14 protein-coding genes are annotated in these 21599 nt (G+C 61.7%); 9 read left to right on the forward strand and 5 right to left on the reverse strand.

The window, feature by feature from the left end; translation table 11 throughout:
* Positions 1-97 precede the first annotated feature (97 nt).
* On the forward strand, positions 98-3274 hold the full coding sequence (locus tag E8M83_RS15320) for a TonB-dependent receptor (RefSeq protein WP_170976821.1): 3177 nt from the start codon (positions 98-100) through the stop codon (positions 3272-3274).
* 81 nt (positions 3275-3355) lie between these two features.
* Complete coding sequence (locus tag E8M83_RS15325) at positions 3356-5062, forward strand: glycoside hydrolase family 43 protein (protein ID WP_137174190.1); 1707 nt, start codon at positions 3356-3358, stop codon at positions 5060-5062.
* A 65-nt stretch (positions 5063-5127) separates the two neighbouring features.
* Here E8M83_RS15325 and E8M83_RS15330 read toward each other — a convergent pair whose 3' ends face one another.
* Complete coding sequence (locus tag E8M83_RS15330; protein ID WP_137174191.1) at positions 5128-6408, reverse strand: ABC transporter substrate-binding protein; 1281 nt, start codon at positions 6406-6408, stop codon at positions 5128-5130.
* A gap of 203 nt (positions 6409-6611) precedes the next feature.
* Between E8M83_RS15330 and E8M83_RS15335 the strand changes: the two genes are divergently transcribed.
* Both E8M83_RS15335 and E8M83_RS15340 read left to right on the forward strand, forming a co-directional pair.
* Positions 6612-7304: a response regulator transcription factor gene (locus E8M83_RS15335; protein WP_137174192.1), complete on the forward strand. Its 693-nt coding sequence runs from the start codon at positions 6612-6614 to the stop codon at positions 7302-7304.
* Complete coding sequence (locus tag E8M83_RS15340; RefSeq protein WP_137174193.1) at positions 7305-8786, forward strand: sensor histidine kinase; 1482 nt, start codon at positions 7305-7307, stop codon at positions 8784-8786.
* On the opposite strand, the gene E8M83_RS15345 is transcribed toward E8M83_RS15340, so the two are convergent.
* Positions 8787-9407, reverse strand: a complete 621-nt coding sequence (locus tag E8M83_RS15345; RefSeq protein WP_137174194.1) for an NF038129 family PEP-CTERM protein — start codon at positions 9405-9407, stop codon at positions 8787-8789.
* Between the two features lie 10 nt (positions 9408-9417).
* The gene (locus tag E8M83_RS15350) at positions 9418-10974 is read right to left on the reverse strand and encodes a glycoside hydrolase family 30 beta sandwich domain-containing protein (RefSeq protein ID WP_170976822.1); all 1557 of its coding nucleotides are present in this window, start codon (positions 10972-10974) and stop codon (positions 9418-9420) included.
* A 64-nt stretch (positions 10975-11038) separates the two neighbouring features.
* On the opposite strand from E8M83_RS15350, the gene E8M83_RS15355 reads away from it, so the two are divergent.
* Positions 11039-11278, forward strand: coding sequence for a hypothetical protein (locus E8M83_RS15355; protein WP_137174195.1), 240 nt, complete (start codon positions 11039-11041; stop codon positions 11276-11278).
* A 1505-nt stretch (positions 11279-12783) separates the two neighbouring features.
* Entirely contained in the window at positions 12784-13941 is a 1158-nt protein-coding gene (locus E8M83_RS15360; RefSeq protein WP_137174196.1) for an endo-1,4-beta-xylanase, read from the forward strand.
* Positions 13942-14235: 294 nt separating this feature from the next.
* Here the strand turns inward: E8M83_RS15360 and E8M83_RS26295 are convergent, their stop codons facing one another.
* Complete coding sequence (locus E8M83_RS26295; RefSeq protein WP_229491546.1) at positions 14236-14463, reverse strand: hypothetical protein; 228 nt, start codon at positions 14461-14463, stop codon at positions 14236-14238.
* 356 nt (positions 14464-14819) lie between these two features.
* Between E8M83_RS26295 and xylB the strand changes: the two genes are divergently transcribed.
* The 3 genes from xylB (at position 14820) to E8M83_RS15380 (ending at position 20573) form a co-directional block, all read left to right on the forward strand.
* Positions 14820-16322, forward strand: a complete 1503-nt coding sequence (gene xylB, locus E8M83_RS15370; RefSeq protein WP_137174198.1) for a xylulokinase — start codon at positions 14820-14822, stop codon at positions 16320-16322.
* Between the two features lie 37 nt (positions 16323-16359).
* Positions 16360-17688, forward strand: coding sequence for a xylose isomerase (gene xylA, locus E8M83_RS15375; protein WP_137174199.1), 1329 nt, complete (start codon positions 16360-16362; stop codon positions 17686-17688).
* Between the two features lie 440 nt (positions 17689-18128).
* A complete protein-coding gene (locus E8M83_RS15380) occupies positions 18129-20573 on the forward strand; it encodes a glycoside hydrolase N-terminal domain-containing protein (protein WP_137174375.1) in 2445 nt (814 codons plus the stop codon).
* On the opposite strand, the gene E8M83_RS15385 is transcribed toward E8M83_RS15380, so the two are convergent.
* Complete coding sequence (locus E8M83_RS15385; protein WP_137174200.1) at positions 20525-21043, reverse strand: hypothetical protein; 519 nt, start codon at positions 21041-21043, stop codon at positions 20525-20527. The two genes, E8M83_RS15380 and E8M83_RS15385, sit on opposite strands and share 49 nt — an antisense overlap.
* Between the last annotated feature and the right edge of the window lie 556 nt (positions 21044-21599).

The raw sequence follows: 21599 nt of genomic DNA on the forward strand, positions 1-21599 counted from the left end.
GACTCGGACCGGCTGGACTATCCGCTCAACATAAAAATGATGCGCCGCCAGTCGAGCGCATACCGATACCAATCGTATGACATTGGAGACACTAATCATGAAATCCCAACACGGCGCAGCGCTGCATCGCCTCCAGAGTGCAAACGGCAAGATCTTCATCACGACCGTTCTGGCGGGAATGATCTCGAGCGCATTTGCCCAAACCACCCCGGTGGAATCCGTTCCCACCAATTCCGATAACACCCAGGCGGCTGTCGCGACCGTAGTCGTGAGCGGCTTTCGCAGTTCACTTGCCGAGTCAGCGGCCGAAAAAAGAGAAAACATCGGATTGACCGACACGGTATCGTCGGAAGACATGGGCAAGTTCCCCGATCCGAACATTGCCGATGCACTGGCCCGGGTGCCGGGAGTGCAGGTGACCCGCGCCAGTATCGATGGCGAGGGACTGAACATCTCGATACGTGGCATGGGTCCCGCCTTCACGCGGGTCTTGCTCAACGGCGCGCCAATGGCGTCAGCGTCGGCCGGCAGCTGGGGCGGCAACATCAGCGCCAACCGCGAAGTCGACATGGACTTCCTGCCGTCGGAACTGTTCCGCCGCGCCACCGTCTACAAGAGCCAGCAGGCCAGCATCATCGAAGGTGGGATCGCTGGCACGGTCGATATGCGCAGCGTGCGCCCATTCGACAAGAAAGGCCTGCGCTCGGCGTTCACCGTGTCAGGCAATTACCGTGACCTGCACGGCACCAAAGGACATACCGGCTCTGGCCTGATCAGCAATACCTGGGAAACCAGCAACTGGGGCAGGTTCGGCGCGCTGGCAGGAGTCGCCTGGGGCAAGACGGACTACAAGACCGACGCCTTCCAAGTGGTCGAGATGCGTAACTTCCAGCTCAAGGGCAACCAGGCTACGGCAGCCGACAGCCCCAACAACACCGGCGGCGGCCACCAGGCTACCCCGGACACGGTGCCGTCCGGGCTGGCGCTGAGCGCCCTGCCCGAGTACGCCCGTTCGCTGCTGGTGGCCGGTCGGCCAATCGACCGCGCCATGCTGCTGGCCCTGAACCCGGGCTCCTCGATCAAGCAGATCGACAATGGTCTAATGGGACGCCTTGGCCGCCGCATGATCTACGAAGGCTCGCGCGACCGGGTCGGCGGGACCGTCAGCCTGCAATGGCAGCCGAACGACAGGCTCGATTTCTACGTCGATACCATCGCGGCCCAGAAGGGAAATGAAATGGTACTGGAGGCCATGAACGTCGGAACCCGCGCCAATGTCCCGATTCCGATTGGCATGGAGTTCGACCGCAGCGATTGTACCTATGGCTGTACCGTCACCAAGGCGACCCTGGCCAATACATTCTGGGGCCTGGAATACCGCCCGATGAAAGAGAAAACAAAGTTCTACAGCATCAACCCCGGTTTCGAGTTCCGCCTGGCCGAGAAGTGGACCCTCGACGGCCACGTCAACAAGACCCGCAGCACTTTCTATCGTGATATGCCGACCGTGATGCTGGCAACGCGCTCGCCTAACTCGGTGATTCAGTACGACAACACTGTGCCGGGTCAGCTGCCGACCTATACCGGCAATCTCGACACAAACGATCCGGCCAACTTCGGGTGGTACCAAAGCGGGCCGGGCCTGTCCGGCCTGCGCATGAACCTGTTCGAACGCATCAACACCACGCAGGGTGGACGCCTGAACCTGACTTGGGGTGACCGTGACTTCAACATCAAGGTCGGCGCGGTCATCGACGATATCGAACGCCGATACCAGGACTTCTCGCTGGCCGACGCGTGGATGAACGTAGCTTGCGGCAACAACATGAACGCCCGCTTCTTTACCGGCAATACCCAGATCCGCAATCCAGGTTGCGACGGACGTAGCGCGCCGGGGCCGATGACCGACGCGCGCACCGCCTACCCGGGCTATGGCACCAAGGCCACGGCCGGTCAGACGACCCCGCTGGCCTATCTCGGTTCTGTCGTGCCCAACACCAAGGTGCCCGAATACCTGAGTGCGACCGACCATGGTTTCGTTACCTTGGACTGGAACAGGTTTGCCAAGGACACGGATTACCAGTATTTCCGTGACAACATCTATCGCGGCTACGGGCCCGGCACGAGTGGCGGTTATATCCGCGAGAAGGTGACGTCGGCCTACGTCGAAACCAACGGTCGCACGGAGCTGTTTGGCGGCACGCTGCGCTACAACGTCGGTGTGCGCGTTGCCGAGACCGACCAGACCATCGGCACGACAGCCAGGGAAATCGACCCGCGCAACAATCCATCCACCGCCGTGGACAACGGCGGCCGCTATGAGGACATCCTGACCTGGCAGTACGAATCGACCAGCTACCGTAACGTCCTGCCGTCGCTGACCACGGCCTACAACATCACGCCGAGCCTGATCGCCCGCCTGTCGTCCTCGAAGTCGATGACGCGCGCCAACCCGACCGAGTTGCGGCAAACCCGCCTGACGCTGGACCAGAGCGTGCGCTCGGGTACGCTGACGAACCCGAAGCTCAAGCCGTTCGAAGCGATGAACCTGGACGTCGGCCTGGAGTACTACATGAGCCGCGAGGCCTATGTGGCCCTTGGCCTGTTTGCCAAGGACATTACCAACCGTCCGGGTACTGACCGACGCATCTACACCCTGGCCGAGCTCGATGCCCTGTACGGCAACGGCGGTTTGGTCGGCCTCACCGCCGCCCAGGAGGCTGCCGTGGTTGCCAGCGGTGGACGCGACAAGCACCTGGTCGAACTGTCGTCCCCCCTTAACATCGACACCAAGCTCAAGGTGCGCGGCGTCGAACTGACGTGGCAGCAGCCGCTGGACATGCTCCCAGTGAAGGGTTTCGGCTTCACCGCCAACTTCACCTACGCCAAACAGACGGATGACGATGAGAACGCGCCGCCGATCGCCGGGGTGCCGCCGCGTACCCACAACCTTACCCTCTACTATGAGCGCAACGGCCTGACGGCACGGGTCTCGCGCAATTACGCTGCCGAGCATGTGACAAATAACAACACTGGCTTGGTCAACGTTCCTGGCGGCGCCTACGGATATAACCCCGAGCGCGCGCAGGTAGACGCTTCGGTGGGCGCAAACCTCAAACGGATGTTCGGGTTCCGGTATAACACTGACCTGACCCTGAGCGTGATCAACGCCAACAACGCTATCAGCCAGACTTATACGCAGTTCAGCAACGCGATCTCCGACAGCACCGAGACCGGGCGCAGCTATACCCTTTCACTGCGCACCTCCTTCTGATCCACTACACCACGGCGGGCGGCCTTGGCCCGCCGTGAACCCACGCACCTGACCGTCGTGGGTTTTTCCTTGAGGTCGCCAATGCTGCTTGAACGAACCGTATTCTCCATCGGCGCAGCGCTCGTCGTGGCCGCCTGCGCGGCGACGGGCGGGCCCGACAGCGCGCCAACCACCGCAGCCTATTTCGAGCGCTTCACGTATGAAGGACGCTCGCAGGAATCGGCCAACCCTGGCCCATCGCAGTTCCGTAACCCCATCCTGTCAGGCTACTATCCCGATCCGTCGGTGCTGCGCGTGGGCGATGACTACTACCTGATCAACTCGTCATTCGCCAACTTCCCCGGGCTGCCGCTGTTTCATTCGCGCGACCTGGTCAGCTGGAAGCAGATCGGCAACGTCATCGACCGGCCATCCCAGTTCAGCTTCAAGGGCTTGAGGTCGTCCCAAGGCATCTATGCTCCCGATATCTCCCACCGCAATGGCCTCTTCTACGTGGTAACCACTTGCGTCAATTGCGGGGGCAACGTGGTGATGACGGCCAAAAACCCGTCCGGCCCGTGGTCGGACCCGGTCAGGCTCGACTTCGGCGGCATCGATCCATCGCTGTTCTGGGACAGCGATGGCAAGACCTACCTGGTCGGCAACGACGCGCCGGACGAGAAGCCACGCTACAACGGCCATCGGGCAATCTGGATGCAGGAGTTCGACCCGGCCACCCTGTCGGTCAGAGGCGAGCGTACCCTGCTCGTCAACGGTGGCGTCGATATCTCGGCAAAGCCAAGCTGGATCGAAGGCCCGCACATCTTCCAGCGCGGGCGCTATTACTACCTGATCGCCGCCGAGGGCGGCACCGGCGACAACCACTCCCAAGTCGTGTTCCGCTCCGCCAGCGTACGTGGGCCGTTCGTGCCATACGGACGCAACCCCATTCTCAGCCAGCGCAAGCTCGACCGCGCGCGCCCTGAGCCGGTCACCTCGGCAGGTCATGCCAAGTTCGTCCAGACGCCCCACGGCCAATGGTGGGCTACCTTCCTCGCGACCCGCCCTTACAAAAACGGGCTGTACAACATCGGGCGGGAAACCTTCCTGCTGCCAGTCGACTGGAAGGACGACTGGCCGATCATACTGGAGGACGGCAAGCCGGTTCCCTACGTGGCAACCAGGCCCGGGTTGCCCGAACAGGCGCGCCCGGCGTTGCCTTTCTCTGGCGACTTCGCCTATACCGACGAATTTACCGGCTCGCGCCTGGCCGACCAGTGGATCGGTGTGCGCACCCCGGATGCACCGTTTCATCGTGTGGAGGGCGGAAGACTCATCCTGGAGGCGGCGGGACGGCTGGGCGACCTCGCTAGCACGCCCGCGTTCATCGCACGCCGGCAACAGCATCACATCGCCAAAGTGTCGACCAGCCTGCGTTTCCGGCCGCTGCATGAAGGCGACCGCGCGGGGATCGTGGCCTACCAGAGCGACGATTCGCACCTTTTCTATGGGCTAACCAAGCTGGGGCTGCAAAACGTGCTTGCCCTGTACGTGCGCGACAAGGCAAAGGCCGAGCATCTGGTGGCCAGCGTGCCGCTGGACGGCGAGGCTGTCGAGCTCGAAATCCATGCCGAGGGCGGGCGCATGCGCTTCAGTTATACAGTGGGCGGCCTGAGCCGCATCCTGCGCTCCGATGTCGACGCGACCTTCCTGTCAACCGGCAAGGCGGGAGGCTTTACTGGCACGATTATCGGGCCCTACGTCTGGCGCGCGAAGCCTGCGGATGCGACCGTCACCGCCGCTCGCTGAGCATGGACGGTTGAACGGGGAAGGTATGGGAGCTGGTGGACAACGCCGTGGCGTACGTCCCCGGATCAGCGGCGGCGGGTTGCGGCCACCAGTCGGCTCATCGCCTGCTGCGGCGACATGCGATCGTTATTCCAGAATTCGGTAATGATACCCTGGATGCCGTCCTCGATTTCACGTGAAGCGGTCATCGATATGGCCGGTGACAAGGTGTTGGCCCGCGCTGCATCGCGAAATGCCGCGGCGGTTTTCAGTGCACAGCCATCGAACCGGGAAAAATCGGCGTCCTGGCGCGCGGGAATCGACCCCTTGAACAGATTGTAGTCGCGCTGCACGGACGCCGACATGATTGCGGCGGCGAACGCGAGCTGCCCCTTGACCGGTGCGGCATCTGGACGCCGGAACAGCGCAATGGAGTCCGACGTAAACAGGAAGTTGTTGCCCGACCCGGGCACAGGGACGCAAAGGGCTTTGAACGGTGCGGCGTTCTCCCCGGAGTGGAACGCCGGATTGGCCCAGTCTCCCATGAGGTGCATGCCCACCTTCCCGGTCTGGAACATGCTATTGCCGCGCTCGATACTGATCCGGGCATCGGCCGGCTGCTCGGTGTAGCGCTTGATCCGCCTGTAGGTTCGCAACACCGTCACCATGACCGGACCGTTGAGCGCGGCCGCGTCGTATTCCACCAGTGCCTTGCGATGAAACGCCGAACCGCCGATGCTCAGTGCGATCATCTCGAACAAGAGCAGATTCTGCGTCGGCCGCCCGTAGTAGGCGACAGCGGCGTAACCGGCACGCTTCATCGCTTCGGCGGTGACGAAGAATTCATCCCAGTTCGCCGGCACCGCGGCGCCGGACTCTCTGAGAATCCGCTCGTTGATCCACAACCAGTTGACCCGATGGATGTTGAGCGGCACTGCATAATAGCGCCCGCGGTACTTCACAGTATCAGCGATCGCCTTGGGCAGGAGAACGTCCCAGTGATATTCTGAAGCAATATCATCCAGGGGAAGCAGTGCACCACTTGCAGCCCAATGCTGCGTGAGCGGCGCTTTCATCATGGCCGCCATGGGTGGATTGCGCGACGCGACGCGAAATTGCAGTATCGATTCGCTCCAGCCGGTCCAACCGTTGGCCACCGTGAAGTCCTTCCACGTATGCCCGGTGGATGTGAGTGCGTCGCGCAGGACGTTGACCCGGTGGGTATCGGCGGGGGTATCCAGATAATGGAACACCTCGATCGCGGGGCCGGCGCTGCCAGCAGTGCCGGCCGACAGATTCGTCGACAACATGGCCAGCATCGCCAGTGTTGCCGTGGCTTTGGCCGTCCCCCGGCCCAGGTCATGCACGACTTTCCTCAGCTCTGAACATGTGTTCGATTTTCTCCGCTAGCACTGCACGCGCGGACCACGCGTATCCGAAGGATGATGAACGTATTATGGCACGCCGGCGCCGCGAGCGAACCTCGGGAGGCTCTCGGGGGCCGCCGGTTCTCGCACCGCCACCGCCGAACATCGTTGAAGAATCCGCCATAAGCCGTTAATATCCCTTGATGCAACTCCTACTCGCCGAAGATGACACAATACTTGCCGATGCCCTCACGGCGCAACTGACCAAGGCCGGATTTACGGTCGAACATGCGCCCAATGGCCCGGTTGCCGAATATCTGCTCATCAAACGCGACTTCGATATCGCGATCCTCGACCTCGGCCTGCCGATGATCGATGGACTCACGGTTCTCACGCACGTCCGCGCAACGCGTCCAACCCTGCCCGTTGTGATCCTGACCGCATTGGACAAGCTCGATAGCCGTGTGGCCGGCCTGAATGCAGGCGCGGACGACTACGTCACCAAGCCCTTCGACTTCTCCGAACTCGAGGCCAGGCTGCATGCCGTACTTCGACGCTCGAAGCAGCCCGGCGCGGCGGGCCAACTGTCAGTGCGAGGCCTGACGTTTGATCGCGAGACGCGCCGCGCGTTCGTTAACGGCGAGCCGGTCGAGCTGAGTCCACGCGAATCAATCTTGCTGGACGTGCTTCTAACCAACACCGACAAGGTTGTCACCAAAGAGCAAATCGCCAGCGCCTGGATCAGCGCCGGCAACGAGGTCGGCATCGGCAACACGGCGGAAGTGCATATTCATCGGCTACGCCGCAAACTCGACGATTCGGGGATGATGATCCGTACCGTGCGCGGCCTCGGCTACTTGCTCAAAGCCGATTCCCCAGGCACATCGCACACGTAGATGCGCTGGCTGAGCCACTTCGCATCGCGTGCAGGGGCTGTGTCGCTCCACCGCCAGCTGGTTGTGTGGGTGCTGCTGCCCCAGCTGGTGCTGTGGCTGGCCGGTGGCATCGCCACCTATCGGCTGGCGGTCCGCTATGTGAACCAGGCCGCCGATGCCACGCTGTCGCAGGCCGCGCGCACCGTTGCAGGCCAGGTCCGTGCAGTCGGCGACCGCCTGGTAATCGACTTCCCTTACGCCGCACAGAAGGTGCTCGAGGCCGACCCCACCGATCGCTACTTTTACACTGTCAGCATGCCGCCGGGCCAGCTTATCCTGGGGAACCACGATATCCCGGCGCCGCCTTCCCACATGACACCGCGCCCCGACGACCCATACTTCTACGATGGCGAGATCGCGCAGGGAGCGGACAAGACAGGTGGCGCTTACCGGTCGCGAACGAAGGTGCGCATCGCCGCCCTGTACCTGACCTACGGCGAGGCGGCTGGCCAGCGGCAATGGATGCTGGTGCAGGTCGCCCGCAGCATGGCCAACCGCGAAAATATCTGGAAAATGATTCTCGTCGATACGTTGTTGCCACTATCAGTCCTAATCCTCCTGATGACGATGATCGTGTGGGTAGGCACCGGCGCGGGGCTTGCGCCGCTACTGCGCCTGCGGCGCGAGGTCGAGGGGCGCTCGCCGGCCGACTTGACGCCACTGCGGGCCGAGGCCGCGCCGCAGGAATTGCGGTCGCTGGTACGGGCCCTGAACGACCTGCTGGCGTCCGTGCGCCAGAACATCGATGCGCAACAGCGTTTCATCGCCGACGCGGCCCACCAGCTGCGCACACCCTTGGCCGGCTTGAAGAGCCAGACTGAGCTTGCCCTGGACGCGACCCGGGATCCGGCGCTGGTCGCGCGTCTGCAACGGGTACACCAGAGCGCCAGCCGGGCAGCGCACCTGATCAACCGGCTGCTGATGCTGGCGCGTGCCGAACCCGAGGCGGCAATGGTGCAAGAAAAGATCTCAGTCGAACTGCTGCCCTTCGTGCAGCAGGTGGTGGCGACGGCGGTGCCACGGGCGCTGCGCGCTGGCGTCGATCTGGGGATGGACGACGACGGCGACGCGGCTCCACCTGCCTCCTTGTGGGTCAAGGCGAACGACATGCTCCTGGGTGAGGCGTTGTCGAACGTACTGGAAAACGCCATCGAATACGCGGGGCCCGGCAGCGAGATTACCGTCAGAGTCGACCGCGACGCGCAGCATGCCCGGATCATTGTCAGCGACAATGGTCCGGGCATCGCCCCGGCGGACCGCGCCCGCGTCTTCGACCGCTTCGTGCGGGCGACCAGCCAGGGACTCGGTTGCGGCCTGGGCCTGTCGATCGTCAAAGAGATCATCTCCCGGCACGGAGGCACCGTCACACTCGAAGGCGTCGAGCCGCACGGGTTGAGGGTAACGATGCGCTTGCCGCTATCTCCAGCAGCACCGGCACCCTGACTACACGGTCACTCGCCCCGGTCGATTTCGAGCCCTGCAACATCCTGCAAGTAGCAGACCCAACGCAACGATCGCAGCGCTTCCCGGCTCAGGCACCTCGGTAATGCTGGCGATGCCTTGTGCAGCCCATGAGGCATCAGCCGCACCCGGCATCAAGGCAATCGCGGCGATGTCGCCACTCGTGCCCGGCGCGTACGCGGTTCGGCCCGCATCGACGAGCGCCACGCCGAAGTTCGAGCCGTCAAGTGAACCCGCCGGAATCCCGAAGCGCACGTCGAACGAGAAGATGCCGCCGAAGTCGATACGCTGCAACAGCTCGTTGAAGCTCGGTCCCTGCACGAGGCTGAGCAGTGATCCGACATCGCCTGAAACCTGGCCTTGGGTGAAGCGTTCGCTGCCGAAGCTGCCCTTGAAGTTCGACACTGTCGCGGTAATGGGTGTCGCGTTGTCCAGGCCTGTCAGGGTAAGATTGAGGTAGCCGCTGCCAGACCAGCTGCCGGTATCGATCGACACCCGGTAAACGGGGCCGGCAAGCGTTGCTCCCGCAGCGGTTGCGAGCAGCAACGCCACCATGGCACGTGCGAGGAATGCGTGAATTGCCGCGTTAAATGCGTTGAACATATCGATTCTCTCAGTAAGTTACGCTCAACACCCTGGGGGTGTAGCTGATGTTGGCCATGGATGGGTTAGCGAAGCTGGTATTGACGGTGACTGTCGCACCCGGCGCGATTTCAGCGACCGGCAGGGTGAGATACGGCGCACCGTTCCATTCTCCGTTACGATTGCCCAGCGTGACGTCCTGCGGCAAACCTTCGAGCACCAGTTGCAGGGCCGCGCCCCTGATCGGATTGGGGTTTACATTGGTGAACGAAATGGAGCCGCTGAAAGCGCCGGTGAAGCGGTTCGCCGACAGCCCGCTACGCGAGATCTTCAGGCTGCCGGTAGCGTCAAGCAGCGCGGGCTGGTTGACAAGGGTCGTGACGCTCAGGGGTTCGACCGCCAGCGAGGCCGCGCCATTGGTGACCGCATGCTCGCCCAGGTACTGCTGGTTCGCAGTAGCCGATGTCATGTAACGCAGCAGCGTACGCGGCGTGTTCGACGCGAACCTCAGGTTCACCGTGCGCCGCTGGGCCCCATTATTCACCGCGACCACGACCAGCTTGCCGTCGCCCCCCTTGTAAGCGGTCACCAGCACGTCATGATAGGGGCGTTCCGTTGCCCCGATGCGGGTGTAGCCCGGACGCACGTGCTTGGCGTACTGCGCCATGATATGACCGCGCTTGCTGACCATGCCGTCCTCGGTCAGCAGGCCGTATGAGCGGCGGATATACCACCACACGTACGCGCTGTGATTGGAAAGCATGCTCTTGTGCAGCTCCACACCGACGGGCAAGGCCTTGACCCAGTCATTGGCGTCCGAAGAACTGTCCGTGTAGTGCTCCGTCATCCAAAGCTCCTTGCCTTTGCCGCGCGCGAGCGGATCATCGCTGGGCGTGACACCGTACAAATGTCCCGAAACGATGTCCAGATGCTGTGCCGCCGCAGCGTTGTTCAGGATCGGATCCGACATCGCCTTGGAAAACCTGTAAGACTCCGGCCCCATCAGCTTGACCGTATCGAAGCGACCGCCTTCGGACTGCAGAAAGCCGATCAATTCGTCCGGGCTCCACAGGCAGCTTTCATACGTTACCGCGATATCGGGCTCGTTCTGGATCGAGATGCCGTGCAACTGGGCGCCATTGGCGCGCATCATGGCGGCGAAATCGAGCAGATGGGTGGCGTAGGCCGGATAGTCAGCGGGCAGGAGGCGACCGCCGATGATGTTGTTGTTGGTCTTCATGGACGCGGGCGGGGACCACGGCGTGGCGAACAGCGTCACCCCTTTCGCTTTTGCCAGCCGAGCTGTCGGCACCTGGCGCTCCCATGCCTGCCTCGATGAGTCGATACGCATGCGCATGATCGACAGGCCGACCTGCCCTGGGCCGGTGCCGAAAGCCGTTTCGACCTGGTCGGCCGTCAGGTCGGGGATCCATCCGACGCCGTTATGGCCGCCGAAGCCGCGGACGACCTGGTAGGTGGTGTTGCTGTTGACATCGATCGTCTGAGCGGTGGCTGCAACTGGCATCAGGGCCAGCGACGGTAGCGCGTACAGGGCGATAACTGCATTCTTCAGGCTTGCTTTGATCATGCATTGTCTCCGGTTATGCTTCGGGAGCCGCAGGTCGCGGTCCCGTCACTTTTTTGTGGTCACCATGACCTTACGACTGCTTTTCCCACTCCTGCTCTCCTTGCTTTCCTGTGCTTCTCGCTACGCCCCTGACCTGGCCGTCGCGCAGTCCTGCAATGCGGCCAGGGGATGGGTCCTGACCGTTGCCTTGTCGCCGGCTGCCGCCGGATGCAATCTGTCGTTGTCGGGCTTCTCGCGCAATGCGTCGGCTTGCTCCATCCTGCAGTACTGCGCCGCGGTCGGCGACGCGGTGGATGCCGCCTGATTCGCGGATCCGCTGGTTGAAGGGCTACTCGGTCGCGATTTCCTGGCACACACGCTGGTAGACGTTGCCGCCATGCCCTTGCCGCCGAAAAGGAGCGCGCGCAGCGAGGTACCGAAACCATTGCTGGCGCAGACACTCAGTGTGCGGTCGAAAAAGGGATCCAGGCCACTTGCCGCGATGTCGTATTGCGCCGTTGCGAGCGCAGCAGGGAGTTAGACTGATCCACGACAGCCCGCCCTGCCCCAAGAGACGTTTCGCTCCGGAAGGCGCAACAAGACTGTTCAGAGAGAGCACGGCGGTGCCGGCATGCGAACGGGCAGTGCGGGACCTGGATGGAAGATTTCGAACCAATGCCGTCATGCAGGAGCAACGGTGCCGCATCACGCGTTGCGAGCGGATTTCGCGGTCCATATCGATGGCGCGCCCTGGTGCAACCCTGTGTGGCTGACGCATTCTTGTCTCCTTCTTGTAATTGGCCTCTTCCAGAGACAGACATCGCCGCGTGCTGCTAGCGCTCTGACGTGCTTGGTTTGCCCAAGCTGAAGATACAATCTTTTATTAATCTTAATACCATATTCTGTTAGGCGCTATCATTTTTTAGTCCTCGCCCGAGCCTGTTCTGGAGGGAAACTAGTCCGATCGCATGCAGACGCCGCGTGCGAATCTCGGCCCCAGCACTGCGCCCATCGAGCGGAAGCAAGGACTGGCTCCGAGGTATGCCCCCTAAAAAACAACATTCAGTGCCGATGATACCGCAAACATTTCTATCCAAGTACCGCCTATTCCTGCTGATTTGCTGCTAGGATTGTGTAAGGAAACATTAATACTGGCGAAATTTATGTTTGACATGAACAGGATGAGAGTTGCTTCAGGTCCGATCGTTACCGAGATGCAGGTGATTCCGACCGCTGGTCACGGCAGCGTGCTGCTGAGTCTTTGTGGAGCCTACCTGCCGTGCTTCAGTCGCATCATCATGCTGCTGAAAGGCTGTTCGGTCCATGTTCGGCGTACGCCGGGCGGCGGGATCCAGCGGCATGGTGCGGGCTTTCTCGCGCTCGGCGCTCCTGGTCGAAGGCATGCAGATCGCCCGCTACAACCGGACACGGCCGATCCGCGCCCACCCCTGGAGGAGCATCTGCTGTTGAGCCGCCAACCGCCCAGGCAAGACGGTATACCTCCTGGGCGCAGCTTGTGGGCTGAGCCGGTCGCACCCGGTGAGCGCAGCGTTGCCAGGGTCGCTAGCAGGCAGGCGGCGCATGCGGCGCGAGAGCCTCATTCACCGGCGCCGTCACGGCGACGTTGCCGCCCGCCTGCGCAAGCAGTTTCAGGAACTGCAGGGGCGACGGTACCAGCATCGCGTAGTTTCAGTCTGTCGGGCCTGCCGCTGACGGATTGGGTCGGTCCGCCCTTCCGATTCGACTACCGCAAGGCCCGGCGCTTCCCGTTCGCGCTGGGCAACGGATGAACCAAGCTGCAAAGCAAACCCCGTCATATCAGGAGAAAACATGATTTCACGACGCCAGGCACTCACGTTCATGGGCGCGGCAACCGGGTCGATACTGGCCCCGGCGGGATCGGCGGCGCTGGACCTCGACCCGGAACCATTGAAGGACATCGCCAAGGCCAAGGGACTACGCTTCGGCAACGCCATGGGGATGCTGGGCGACGAGAACAGGCGCGAGCGCTTCTACAATCCGGCGTATCGCGCCCTGATGGCGCGCGAGTGCGCAATGATCGTTGCCGAGAACGAGACCAAATGGCAGGCGCTTCAACCACGCCCTGGCCCTTACGACTTCCGTGCGGCCGACGAGATGTTCGCCTGGGCCAGGAAAGAAGGAATGCTCATCCGAGGCCACACCATGATGTGGCAGTCGCCCAAGTGGCTGCCCGGGTGGATCAACGAACTGGACCTGGCATCGCAGCCAGCCACGCGTACCGAAGGTATCTTGCGCGAGCATATCAGTACCGTCTGCCGTCGCCTGGGCAAGGATGTGATCAGCTACGATGTGATCAACGAGGCGGTCGCGCCGGAAAGCGGTGCGTTGATCGACAACGTATTTAGCAAACGGCTCGGCGCAGTCGATCAGATTGACCTGGCCTTCCGCCTGACCCGCGAGTACGCGCCGAACGCGCAACTGGTCTATAACGATTACATGGGGCCGAGCGCGGGCAACGCCACCCACCGCGCCGGCGTGCTGAAGCTGCTTAGCCAGCTCAAGGTGCGCGGCACACCGATCGACGCGCTCGGACTGCAAAGTCACATCGGTATTCATGATGCGATGACGGCCTCCCCTGCCGGCAAGCACGCTGCCCGTGAGTGGCGCAAGTTCCTCGATGAGGTGACTGGCATGGGCTATGACCTGCTGGTGTCCGAGTTCGACGTCAGCGACAAGGGCATGCCCGCGAATACGATTACCCGCGACGCCGCCACCGCCGCCCTTGCACGCGACTATCTGGAACTGACGCTGAGCTATCCGAACTGTCGCGATTTCCTGCTGTGGGGTTTGTCGGACAACGTCAGCTGGCTTCAGGAATGGCAGGATGCCAGGCGCCCGGACCGCCTGCCGCAGCGGCCAACCCCGTACGACAGCCGCTTGCGACCCAAGCCGATGCGCGCAGCTATCGCGCAGGTGATGCGGTCAATCCCGACGCGCAAGGCTTGATAAATGCCATGAACCGCCCTGCCGACGCGCAGGGAGCGGGCAAGGCATGGACTGTATTGCGGTACGCATCGAGAATCGAGACCACCTCCCCAAAAATGTTTGCGCAAACAATACGTTAATCTGTGAAGTCGCGCGAGGGATAACAGTAGCGCGCTGATGTGTATTTCGATCGAATAGGCGCACGTTGACGCACGCTCGCAATTACGCCATACTGATTACGATGATTGCGCAATCATTCGTGATGATCGATGTAGTGGCAATCATCAACACGGGGTTCAAACCAAGCATGTCCCGCTAAATAATAATATCGAGACACATGAATTCCATGACACACACCGCGCCGTTGCTGTGGATGACCGAGAAGGCAGCCTGCACCCTCGGCGGCCCCGCCGCCAGTCTGATTTTCCCAACCCTGAGGTTCATCGCTATCTTCTCGACCGCCGCCTGCAGGTTACCGGCGAACGCGGCAGCGACGATCGCTTTTGCAACCGGGCTGGTGGACGGATTCTCCAGCCCGGTCATGGGCTCGCCGGGAGACCGCACACGAGCGCGCAAAGGAAAATTTGGCCGATGGCAGCCCATCTGAGGACGTTACCCGCCTGCGCTCATCGAAGTCGCCGAGCTGCACCATGCCGTGAACGGCGACATAGCACCATATCGCGATGTGTGAGCCTGAAAAGCACCATGCGCGCCGGGGCGCATATCGCCACTTCAAGCTCACGCAGCCCGGCAGCGCATGTCCGCCCGAACGTCGCCATCATCACTACACGCCAGCTATTTTGGGAGCCAGCCTTGCATACTGATTTCTGTTCCTCGCATTCGCCCGCGACATGCATTCCTGCGGCCCGCCCGGCCTATCCGAATTGGGGAGGCCGCTGATGTATCTCGGCATCGACCTCGGCACATCGGAAATAAAAGTGCTGCTCATGGACGAAGCGGGCGCCATCGTTGCGACGACCGGCGCAGCGCTGACCGTGTCGCGCCCCCATCCGCAATGGTCAGAGCAGGATCCGATGCAGTGGTGGGCTGCTACCGACGCAGCAATGCGTCAGATGCGGCAAGCTCACGGGCAAGCCCTGGGCCGGGTGAAGGCCATTGGCCTGTCTGGGCAGATGCACGGAGCGGTCCTGCTCGACAGGCATGACAATATCTTGCGCCCCGCCATCTTGTGGAATGATGGCCGCAGCCATCGTGAATGCCGCCTGCTCACTGAACGCGCACCGTGCTTGCCCGAGATAACGGGCAACCTGGCCATGCCCGGTTTCACGGCACCGAAACTGGCATGGGTGGCTGATCACGAGCCCCACGTCTTCCGGCAGGTGGCAAGCGTGCTGCTCCCGAAAGATTACCTGCGCCTGATGCTGAGCGGGGACAAAGTCTCCGACATGTCGGACGCGGCAGGCACGCTGTGGCTGGACGTCGCCCGCAGGGATTGGTCGGACGTTCTGCTTGACGCCTGCGGCCTATCGCGCAGCCACATGCCGCGCCTGGTCGAAGGCAGCGCTCAGTCGGGCACGCTGCGGGCGGTCCTGGCGCACGAGTGGGGCCTGCCTGAGGGCGTTGTCATTGCCGGCGGCGCTGGCGACAATGCCGCAAGTGCAGTCGGCATCGGCGCCACGCAGGCCGGCGACGGCTTTTTGTCGCTGGGCACCTCCGGCGTACTGTTCGTGGTAACCGACAGTTTCCGCGCGAATCCCGATTCGGCTGTGCATGCATTCTGCCACGCGCTGCCCGGTCGCTGGCACCAGATGTCGGTGATGCTGTCGGCCGCCAGTTGCCTGTCGTGGGTCACGCGCGCCAGCGGCGCGCCGAACGAGGCTGCCCTGCTGCCGGAAGCCGAGGGGCTGACAGAGGCGCAACGGCATCGTGCCCCACTGTTCCTGCCCTACCTTTCGGGCGAACGCACGCCGCATAACGACCCGCATGCACAAGGGGTGTTCTTCGGGCTGGGCCATGAGACTACCCTCGGCGCGCTGGCCCACGCGGTGCTCGAAGGCGTCACCTTCGGCATGGCCGATGGACTCGCAGCCCTGCACGCAGCCGGCACCCGGACTTCCGTGCTGTCCCTGGTGGGGGGCGGCGCGCGAAGCCCTTATTGGTCGCAGCTGCTGGCCGATACCCTCGACCTTCCCATCGTGACCCATGCGGGCGGCAGCGCCGGCGCCGCATTGGGCGCAGCGCGGCTGGGCTGTCTTGCCAGCGGCGTGCCAGAACACCAGGCTTGCGCGCGACTGCCTGTCGAACGTCGCTTCGAACCGGATGCCGGGCGCCGCGACGCGCTGATGGAGCGTCTTGAACGCTACCGCGCTGTCTACCGCAGTACGCAGCCCTTGTTCGCGCAGGCAGTCTCACGCGTCCCAACTTGTCATGCAACAGAGTAGCACCCGGAAAAGATCAGTTTAACTACACGGAGACACTATGCAGCGCAAAAATATCACCACGATCTTCGACGACATCGCGCCAGTGCGTTTTGAGGGCAAGGACAGCGATAATCCGCTCGCCTTCCGCTACTACGAGCCAGACCGCCTGGTGCTCGGTAAGCGCATGGAAGACCAGTTGCGCATCGCGGCCTGTTATTGGCACAACTTCTGCTGGACCGGACTCGATCCGTTCGGCGGACAGACCTTCATGCGCCCCTGGTTCGAAGGCGGCGCCCCACTCGCGCTGGCCGAACAGAAAGCGGCGCAGGCGTTTGCGTTTCTGTCTCGCATCGGCGTGCCCTATTACTGCTTCCACGACCGCGACGTCGCGCCCGAAGGCGCGACCCCGCGCGAGAGCCGCGAGAATTTCCTGCACATGGTCGAGCAGCTTGCCGGGCACCAGCAACATACCGGCATCAAGCTATTGTGGGGCACGGCCAACCTGTTCAGCCACCGCCGCTACATGTCTGGCGCCGGCAGCAATCCTGACCCCGAGATTTTCGCGTTTGGTGCACTGCAGGTGCGCGACGCGATGAATGCGACAAAGCAGCTCGGCGGCGAGAACTACGTGTTGTGGGGCGGTCGTGAAGGGTACGAGACCCTGCTGAACACCGACATGGCGCGTGAGCTGGACCAATTGGGCCGCTTCCTGAGCCTGGCCGTCGAACACAAACACAAGATCGGATTCAAGGGCGCTATTCTGATCGAACCGAAACCGCGCGAACCGAGCAAGCACCAGTACGATTTCGACACCGCGACAGTGTACGGCTTCCTCAAGCGCTACGGACTGGAAAACGAGGTCAAGGTCAACATCGAAGCGAACCATGCAACCTTGTCCGGCCACAGCTTCGAGCACGAGATCGCCACCGCCGCAGCGCTGGGCATCTTCGGCAGCCTCGACATCAACCGCGGCGATCCGCAGTTGGGCTGGGATACGGACCAGTTTCCGAACAACGTCCCCGATACGGCGATCGCACTCTACCATGTGATGCAAGCCGGCGGATTCACCAACGGCGGATGTAATTTCGACGCAAAGGTCCGCCGCCAATCGATCGATCCGGTTGACCTGATCCATGGGCATATTGGCGGCATGGACGTTCTCGCCCATGGCCTGCTGCTGGCCGAAAAGCTGATCGTCGATGGGCGCCTGGCGCAGGAGATGGAACAGCGCTACAGCGGATGGAGCACGCCGTTTGGTCAGGATATCGTCTCCGGCCGTATCGACCTCGATGGGTTGGCCGACCGTGTCCTCGCGCAGAACCGCGATATCGAGCCGGTCTCGGGACGCCAGGAGTATCTGGAGAACCTGGTCAATCGCATTACCTGAGGCGGCGGTCGCTTGCTGCCTGCACAGGCTGCGGGCGACTTCCCGCCTCGCATTGCGCTAATATCGGCGCCGCCGCCCATCGCCACGAGCGTCCGCTTTGCGCTCCAGCCGATGGTGGCGACGTGCCAGGCATGGGCGAATGCGTCGCAGCGAACCTGTACTTCGGCAGCATGTCGACACAGATCGCACTCGAGCGCACCATGAAGCGGCAGGTGGTGGTGCGGCAGGCGTGGACGATCTGGGCCAGCTGCGCCATTCGCTCGCCGCGGCATGGGTCACGAGATGCCATGCCATATTCACTGGGTCTCTCAGGCATTTTGCCACGAACCAAGCACACTCCGAACACTGGCATGCTGGTGCAAAGAGGAGGTTGCCTTTAGCAGGACTAATCGATGTCTATAGTTCGTACTCTCCTGGCTGCGTCTGGCGCAATCTTGGCAATGTCGGCCGGCGCCCAACCGGGCGGCGCCCTGACCCTTCACTACGACAAGCCTGCCGCCGTATGGACCGAAGCTCTGCCTGTCGGGAATGGCAGGCTGGGTGCGATGGTGTTCGGGCGTGCGGGTGAGGAACTGATCCAGCTGAACGAAGCAACACTCTGGAGCGGCGGCCCTGTCGGCACCAATATCAACCCGGGCGCCTTCGAGGCGTTGGGCAGGGTGAGAGAGGCCCTGGGAAAACAGGATTATGCACAGGCCTACGCACTGTCACGGCAAATGCAGGGCCGCTATACCGAGGGCTTCCTGCCGCTGGGCGACCTGATGCTGCGCCAGGATCTCAAAGGGGGCGACGTCCGCGACTACCGGCGTTCACTGGATATCCGGAATGGTATCCAGGCGACCACGTTCTCCGTCAACGGCGTGCACCACCAGCGCGAAGTCTTCGCGTCGGCGCCGGACCAGGTCGTTGTCGTCCGGCTGCAGGCAAGCCAGCCACACCAGATCACCCTGGACATCGAGACCGCGAGTCAATTACGCTCGAGCAGTTCGGTGGATCAGGGTATGCTGAACCTCAATGGCAAGGCGCCTTCCCACGTCGATCCGAATTATGTCGGCCACAATGCCCAACCGATCATCCAGGAGGACCCTGCCGCTTGCCGGGGTATGCGCTTCGCGCTGCTCGTGAAACCGGTCGTGCGCGATGGTGAAATGACGCAGCAGGGAAGCCGCATCAGCATCCGCGGCGCCTCCGAGGTTCACCTGTTGGTGTCGGCGGCGACCAGTTTCAATGGATTCGACAAGTGTCCTGACAGTGCCGGGAAGGATGCCGAGGCGCTGGCGCGAAGCCACATGGAGCTTGCACTCCTGCGAGATGCGGCGGCCCTGCGTGCGGCACACGTGGCGGACTTCCGCCGCCTCTTCGACCGCATGTCACTGTCCATTAATCCTGCCGCCGAGGATCGGAGCACACTTCCTACGGACAAGCGGCTGCAGGAGTACACGGCCGGACAGGAGGACCCCGGACTGGAGGCATTGTACGTGCAGTTCGGACGCTATCTCCTGATTTCGTCGTCGCGAACGCGTGGCGCACCTGCCAATCTGCAGGGCATCTGGAACAAGGATGTACGTCCGCCATGGAGCAGCAACTACACGACCAATATCAATGTGCAGATGAACTACTGGCCGGTAGAGAGTGCCAACCTCGCGGAACTGTTCGCTCCGCTGGACGACCTGATCGGCAACCTGGCTGTGACCGGAAAGGAGACGGCCGCGTCGTACTATCGTGCACCGGGATGGGCCGTGCACCACAACTCAGACATCTGGGCCAGCAGCAATCCGGTGGGTGACCTAGGCAAAGGCGACCCGAAGTGGGCCAACTGGGCAATGGGCAGTCCGTGGTTGGCGCGCCACCTATGGGAGCACTACCAGTTCACAGGCGATCGCGCCTACCTCCAGCGTACTTATCCGCTGATGAAAGACGCGGCCCGCTTCCTGCTCGCCTGGCTTCAGCCAAACGCGGACGGCCACTTCGTCACCGCACCTTCGACTTCACCAGAGAACGATTTCTACTACGGTGATCGGCGCAGAGGTAACGTCAGTGTGGCCTCCACCATGGACATGGGGATCGCGCGCGACCTGTTCGACAACGTGTCCGCCGCCAGCGAGATCCTCGGAGTCGACGCGGCTTTCCGCAGCCAGCTGCGCGAGGCGCGCGCGAAGCTGCTTCCTTTCCAGATCGGGGCCAAAGGACAACTGCAGGAATGGAATAAGGACTTTGAGGAAGTTGAGCCGCGGCACCGGCACGTGTCGCATCTGTACGCGTTGCACCCTGCCCGGCTTATTTCGCCGCTGTCGACGCCGGAGCTTGCAGCCGCCGCGCGCCGTACGCTTGAGCTGCGCGGTGACGACGGTACTGGCTGGAGCCTTGCCTGGAAAGTCAACTTCTGGGCGCGCCTGTTCGATGGCGACCACGCCTACAAGCTGTTCCGCAATCTGCTACGGTTAACCAAACCTGGCGACAAGCACGGCGGTGCCTATGCGAACCTGTTCGATGCCCACCCACCGTTCCAAATTGACGGCAACTTCGCTGGCACGGCTGGTGTCATCGAGATGCTGTTGCAGAGCCAGAACGGCGAGCTCCACCTGCTGCCGGCGCTGCCAAATGCCTGGAAGGAAGGGAAAGTGAGCGGCTTGGTCGGTCGCGGGAACTACGTCGTAGATATTACCTGGCAGGCAGCAGGCTTGACGTCTGCCCGGATTACCTCGCGGTTGGGTGGCCGATGCGTGATCCGCTCCCCGGTGCCGGTAAGGATTGAAAAGCTGGGCGTGCGCAGTACCATGGGGAAGAATGGCCATACCTTGTCATTCACCGCTAGTAGGGGCCGCACCTACGTGCTTTATCCTGCTTCTGATTCCGAGAAGCCTAATAGATTTAAGAACAATTGAATCGGAAGTGATTCGCCAAATGCGTCCCAGTCCTCTCTCATGCCACGGTCGCTCGGATGCATTCTTTGATAATGCGATTCGGCATCGTAGGGGGTACGCTCGCCTATTTCGTATGCAGACCTCGACTGATAGCCGGATTCCATTACTCTGTGAATATCCGACGCAATAGGGATGGTTATCCCTGCAGCCTCACCAATCGCATCTACGACCGGTAGTCCGTCGTCGTTGGATAGAGCATATTGTGCATATAGGCCGAAGCCATCGTCATCATCATCGACACGAACGTAGTGTTCCTGAAAAGCGATGTCAATTTCCTCCGCCAATTCTGAAACTGAGAAAGTTTTGCGGAGGCGGCCGCAATAGGAACACTTCTCTCTCAGTCCTCCCCTGCGGACTTGGCTTTTTAATACCAGCTCGTCGATACAACTTGTACAAACCCGTTTTTTTCTAATTTCTTGCAATGGAGGCATAACGACAATTCATTGTTTTTGGTTGGAGTGCGCTTTCGCATAGCATGATTGCTGCCTGGGCTTCGACGGGCGTCGCTCGTAGAATTTTTTGGGCACCTCTGTAATACGTTTATCCTTAGATTACACGTGGATCAAGGTAGTTGAGGCGCTACACCCAAAGGTTTCAACAGCTCTGACCGATCATTGATACTGGCAACTGGGCAGGTGTTTCGTGAAAATTATTATCACTCCGCAACCTCATAGCCCGACATGTCGATCCACATCCGGCAAGATTTTCCAAAAGATCTTCCCCGCTTGCATAGATCGAGCCTATTGCATTGCCACAAATTTATGAAAACGTGCGAACTTTACGGTCATAACTAAATTGAGGGACAAATGAGGAATTGAGAAAATCATCGTCGGAGGCGGCAATTAATATCCAATTCCAATACCGAAGCTGGCACAAATCTTGAGCTCAGATACCTACCGGCTGACGTCAACCACGTATAGTGCCAGACTCGAGCCAGCTCAAGGTGACCATCTTCAGGTCACTTAAGCTAAAAAAAGCTCGCCGAAG

It is taken from the genome of Massilia sp. HP4 (assembly GCF_005222695.1).
Classification (GTDB): domain Bacteria; phylum Pseudomonadota; class Gammaproteobacteria; order Burkholderiales; family Burkholderiaceae_D; genus Telluria.

Excerpts from the sequence above, each read along its gene's own strand:
- xylA (WP_137174199.1), top strand. The coding sequence starts at position 16,360 with ATGCAGCGCAAAAATATCACCACGATCTTCGACGACATCGCGCCAGTG.
- E8M83_RS15345 (WP_137174194.1), bottom strand. The coding sequence starts at position 9,407 with ATGTTCAACGCATTTAACGCGGCAATTCACGCATTCCTCGCACGTGCC.
- E8M83_RS15350 (WP_170976822.1), bottom strand. The coding sequence starts at position 10,974 with ATGATCAAAGCAAGCCTGAAGAATGCAGTTATCGCCCTGTACGCGCTA.
- E8M83_RS26295 (WP_229491546.1), bottom strand. The coding sequence starts at position 14,463 with ATGACCGGGCTGGAGAATCCGTCCACCAGCCCGGTTGCAAAAGCGATC.
- xylB (WP_137174198.1), top strand. The coding sequence starts at position 14,820 with ATGTATCTCGGCATCGACCTCGGCACATCGGAAATAAAAGTGCTGCTC.
- E8M83_RS15385 (WP_137174200.1), bottom strand. The coding sequence starts at position 21,043 with ATGCCTCCATTGCAAGAAATTAGAAAAAAACGGGTTTGTACAAGTTGT.
- E8M83_RS15360 (WP_137174196.1), top strand. The coding sequence starts at position 12,784 with ATGATTTCACGACGCCAGGCACTCACGTTCATGGGCGCGGCAACCGGG.
- E8M83_RS15340 (WP_137174193.1), top strand. The coding sequence starts at position 7,305 with ATGCGCTGGCTGAGCCACTTCGCATCGCGTGCAGGGGCTGTGTCGCTC.
- E8M83_RS15355 (WP_137174195.1), top strand. The coding sequence starts at position 11,039 with ATGACCTTACGACTGCTTTTCCCACTCCTGCTCTCCTTGCTTTCCTGT.
- E8M83_RS15325 (WP_137174190.1), top strand. The coding sequence starts at position 3,356 with ATGCTGCTTGAACGAACCGTATTCTCCATCGGCGCAGCGCTCGTCGTG.
- E8M83_RS15320 (WP_170976821.1), top strand. The coding sequence starts at position 98 with ATGAAATCCCAACACGGCGCAGCGCTGCATCGCCTCCAGAGTGCAAAC.
- E8M83_RS15335 (WP_137174192.1), top strand. The coding sequence starts at position 6,612 with ATGCAACTCCTACTCGCCGAAGATGACACAATACTTGCCGATGCCCTC.
- E8M83_RS15380 (WP_137174375.1), top strand. The coding sequence starts at position 18,129 with ATGTCGGCCGGCGCCCAACCGGGCGGCGCCCTGACCCTTCACTACGAC.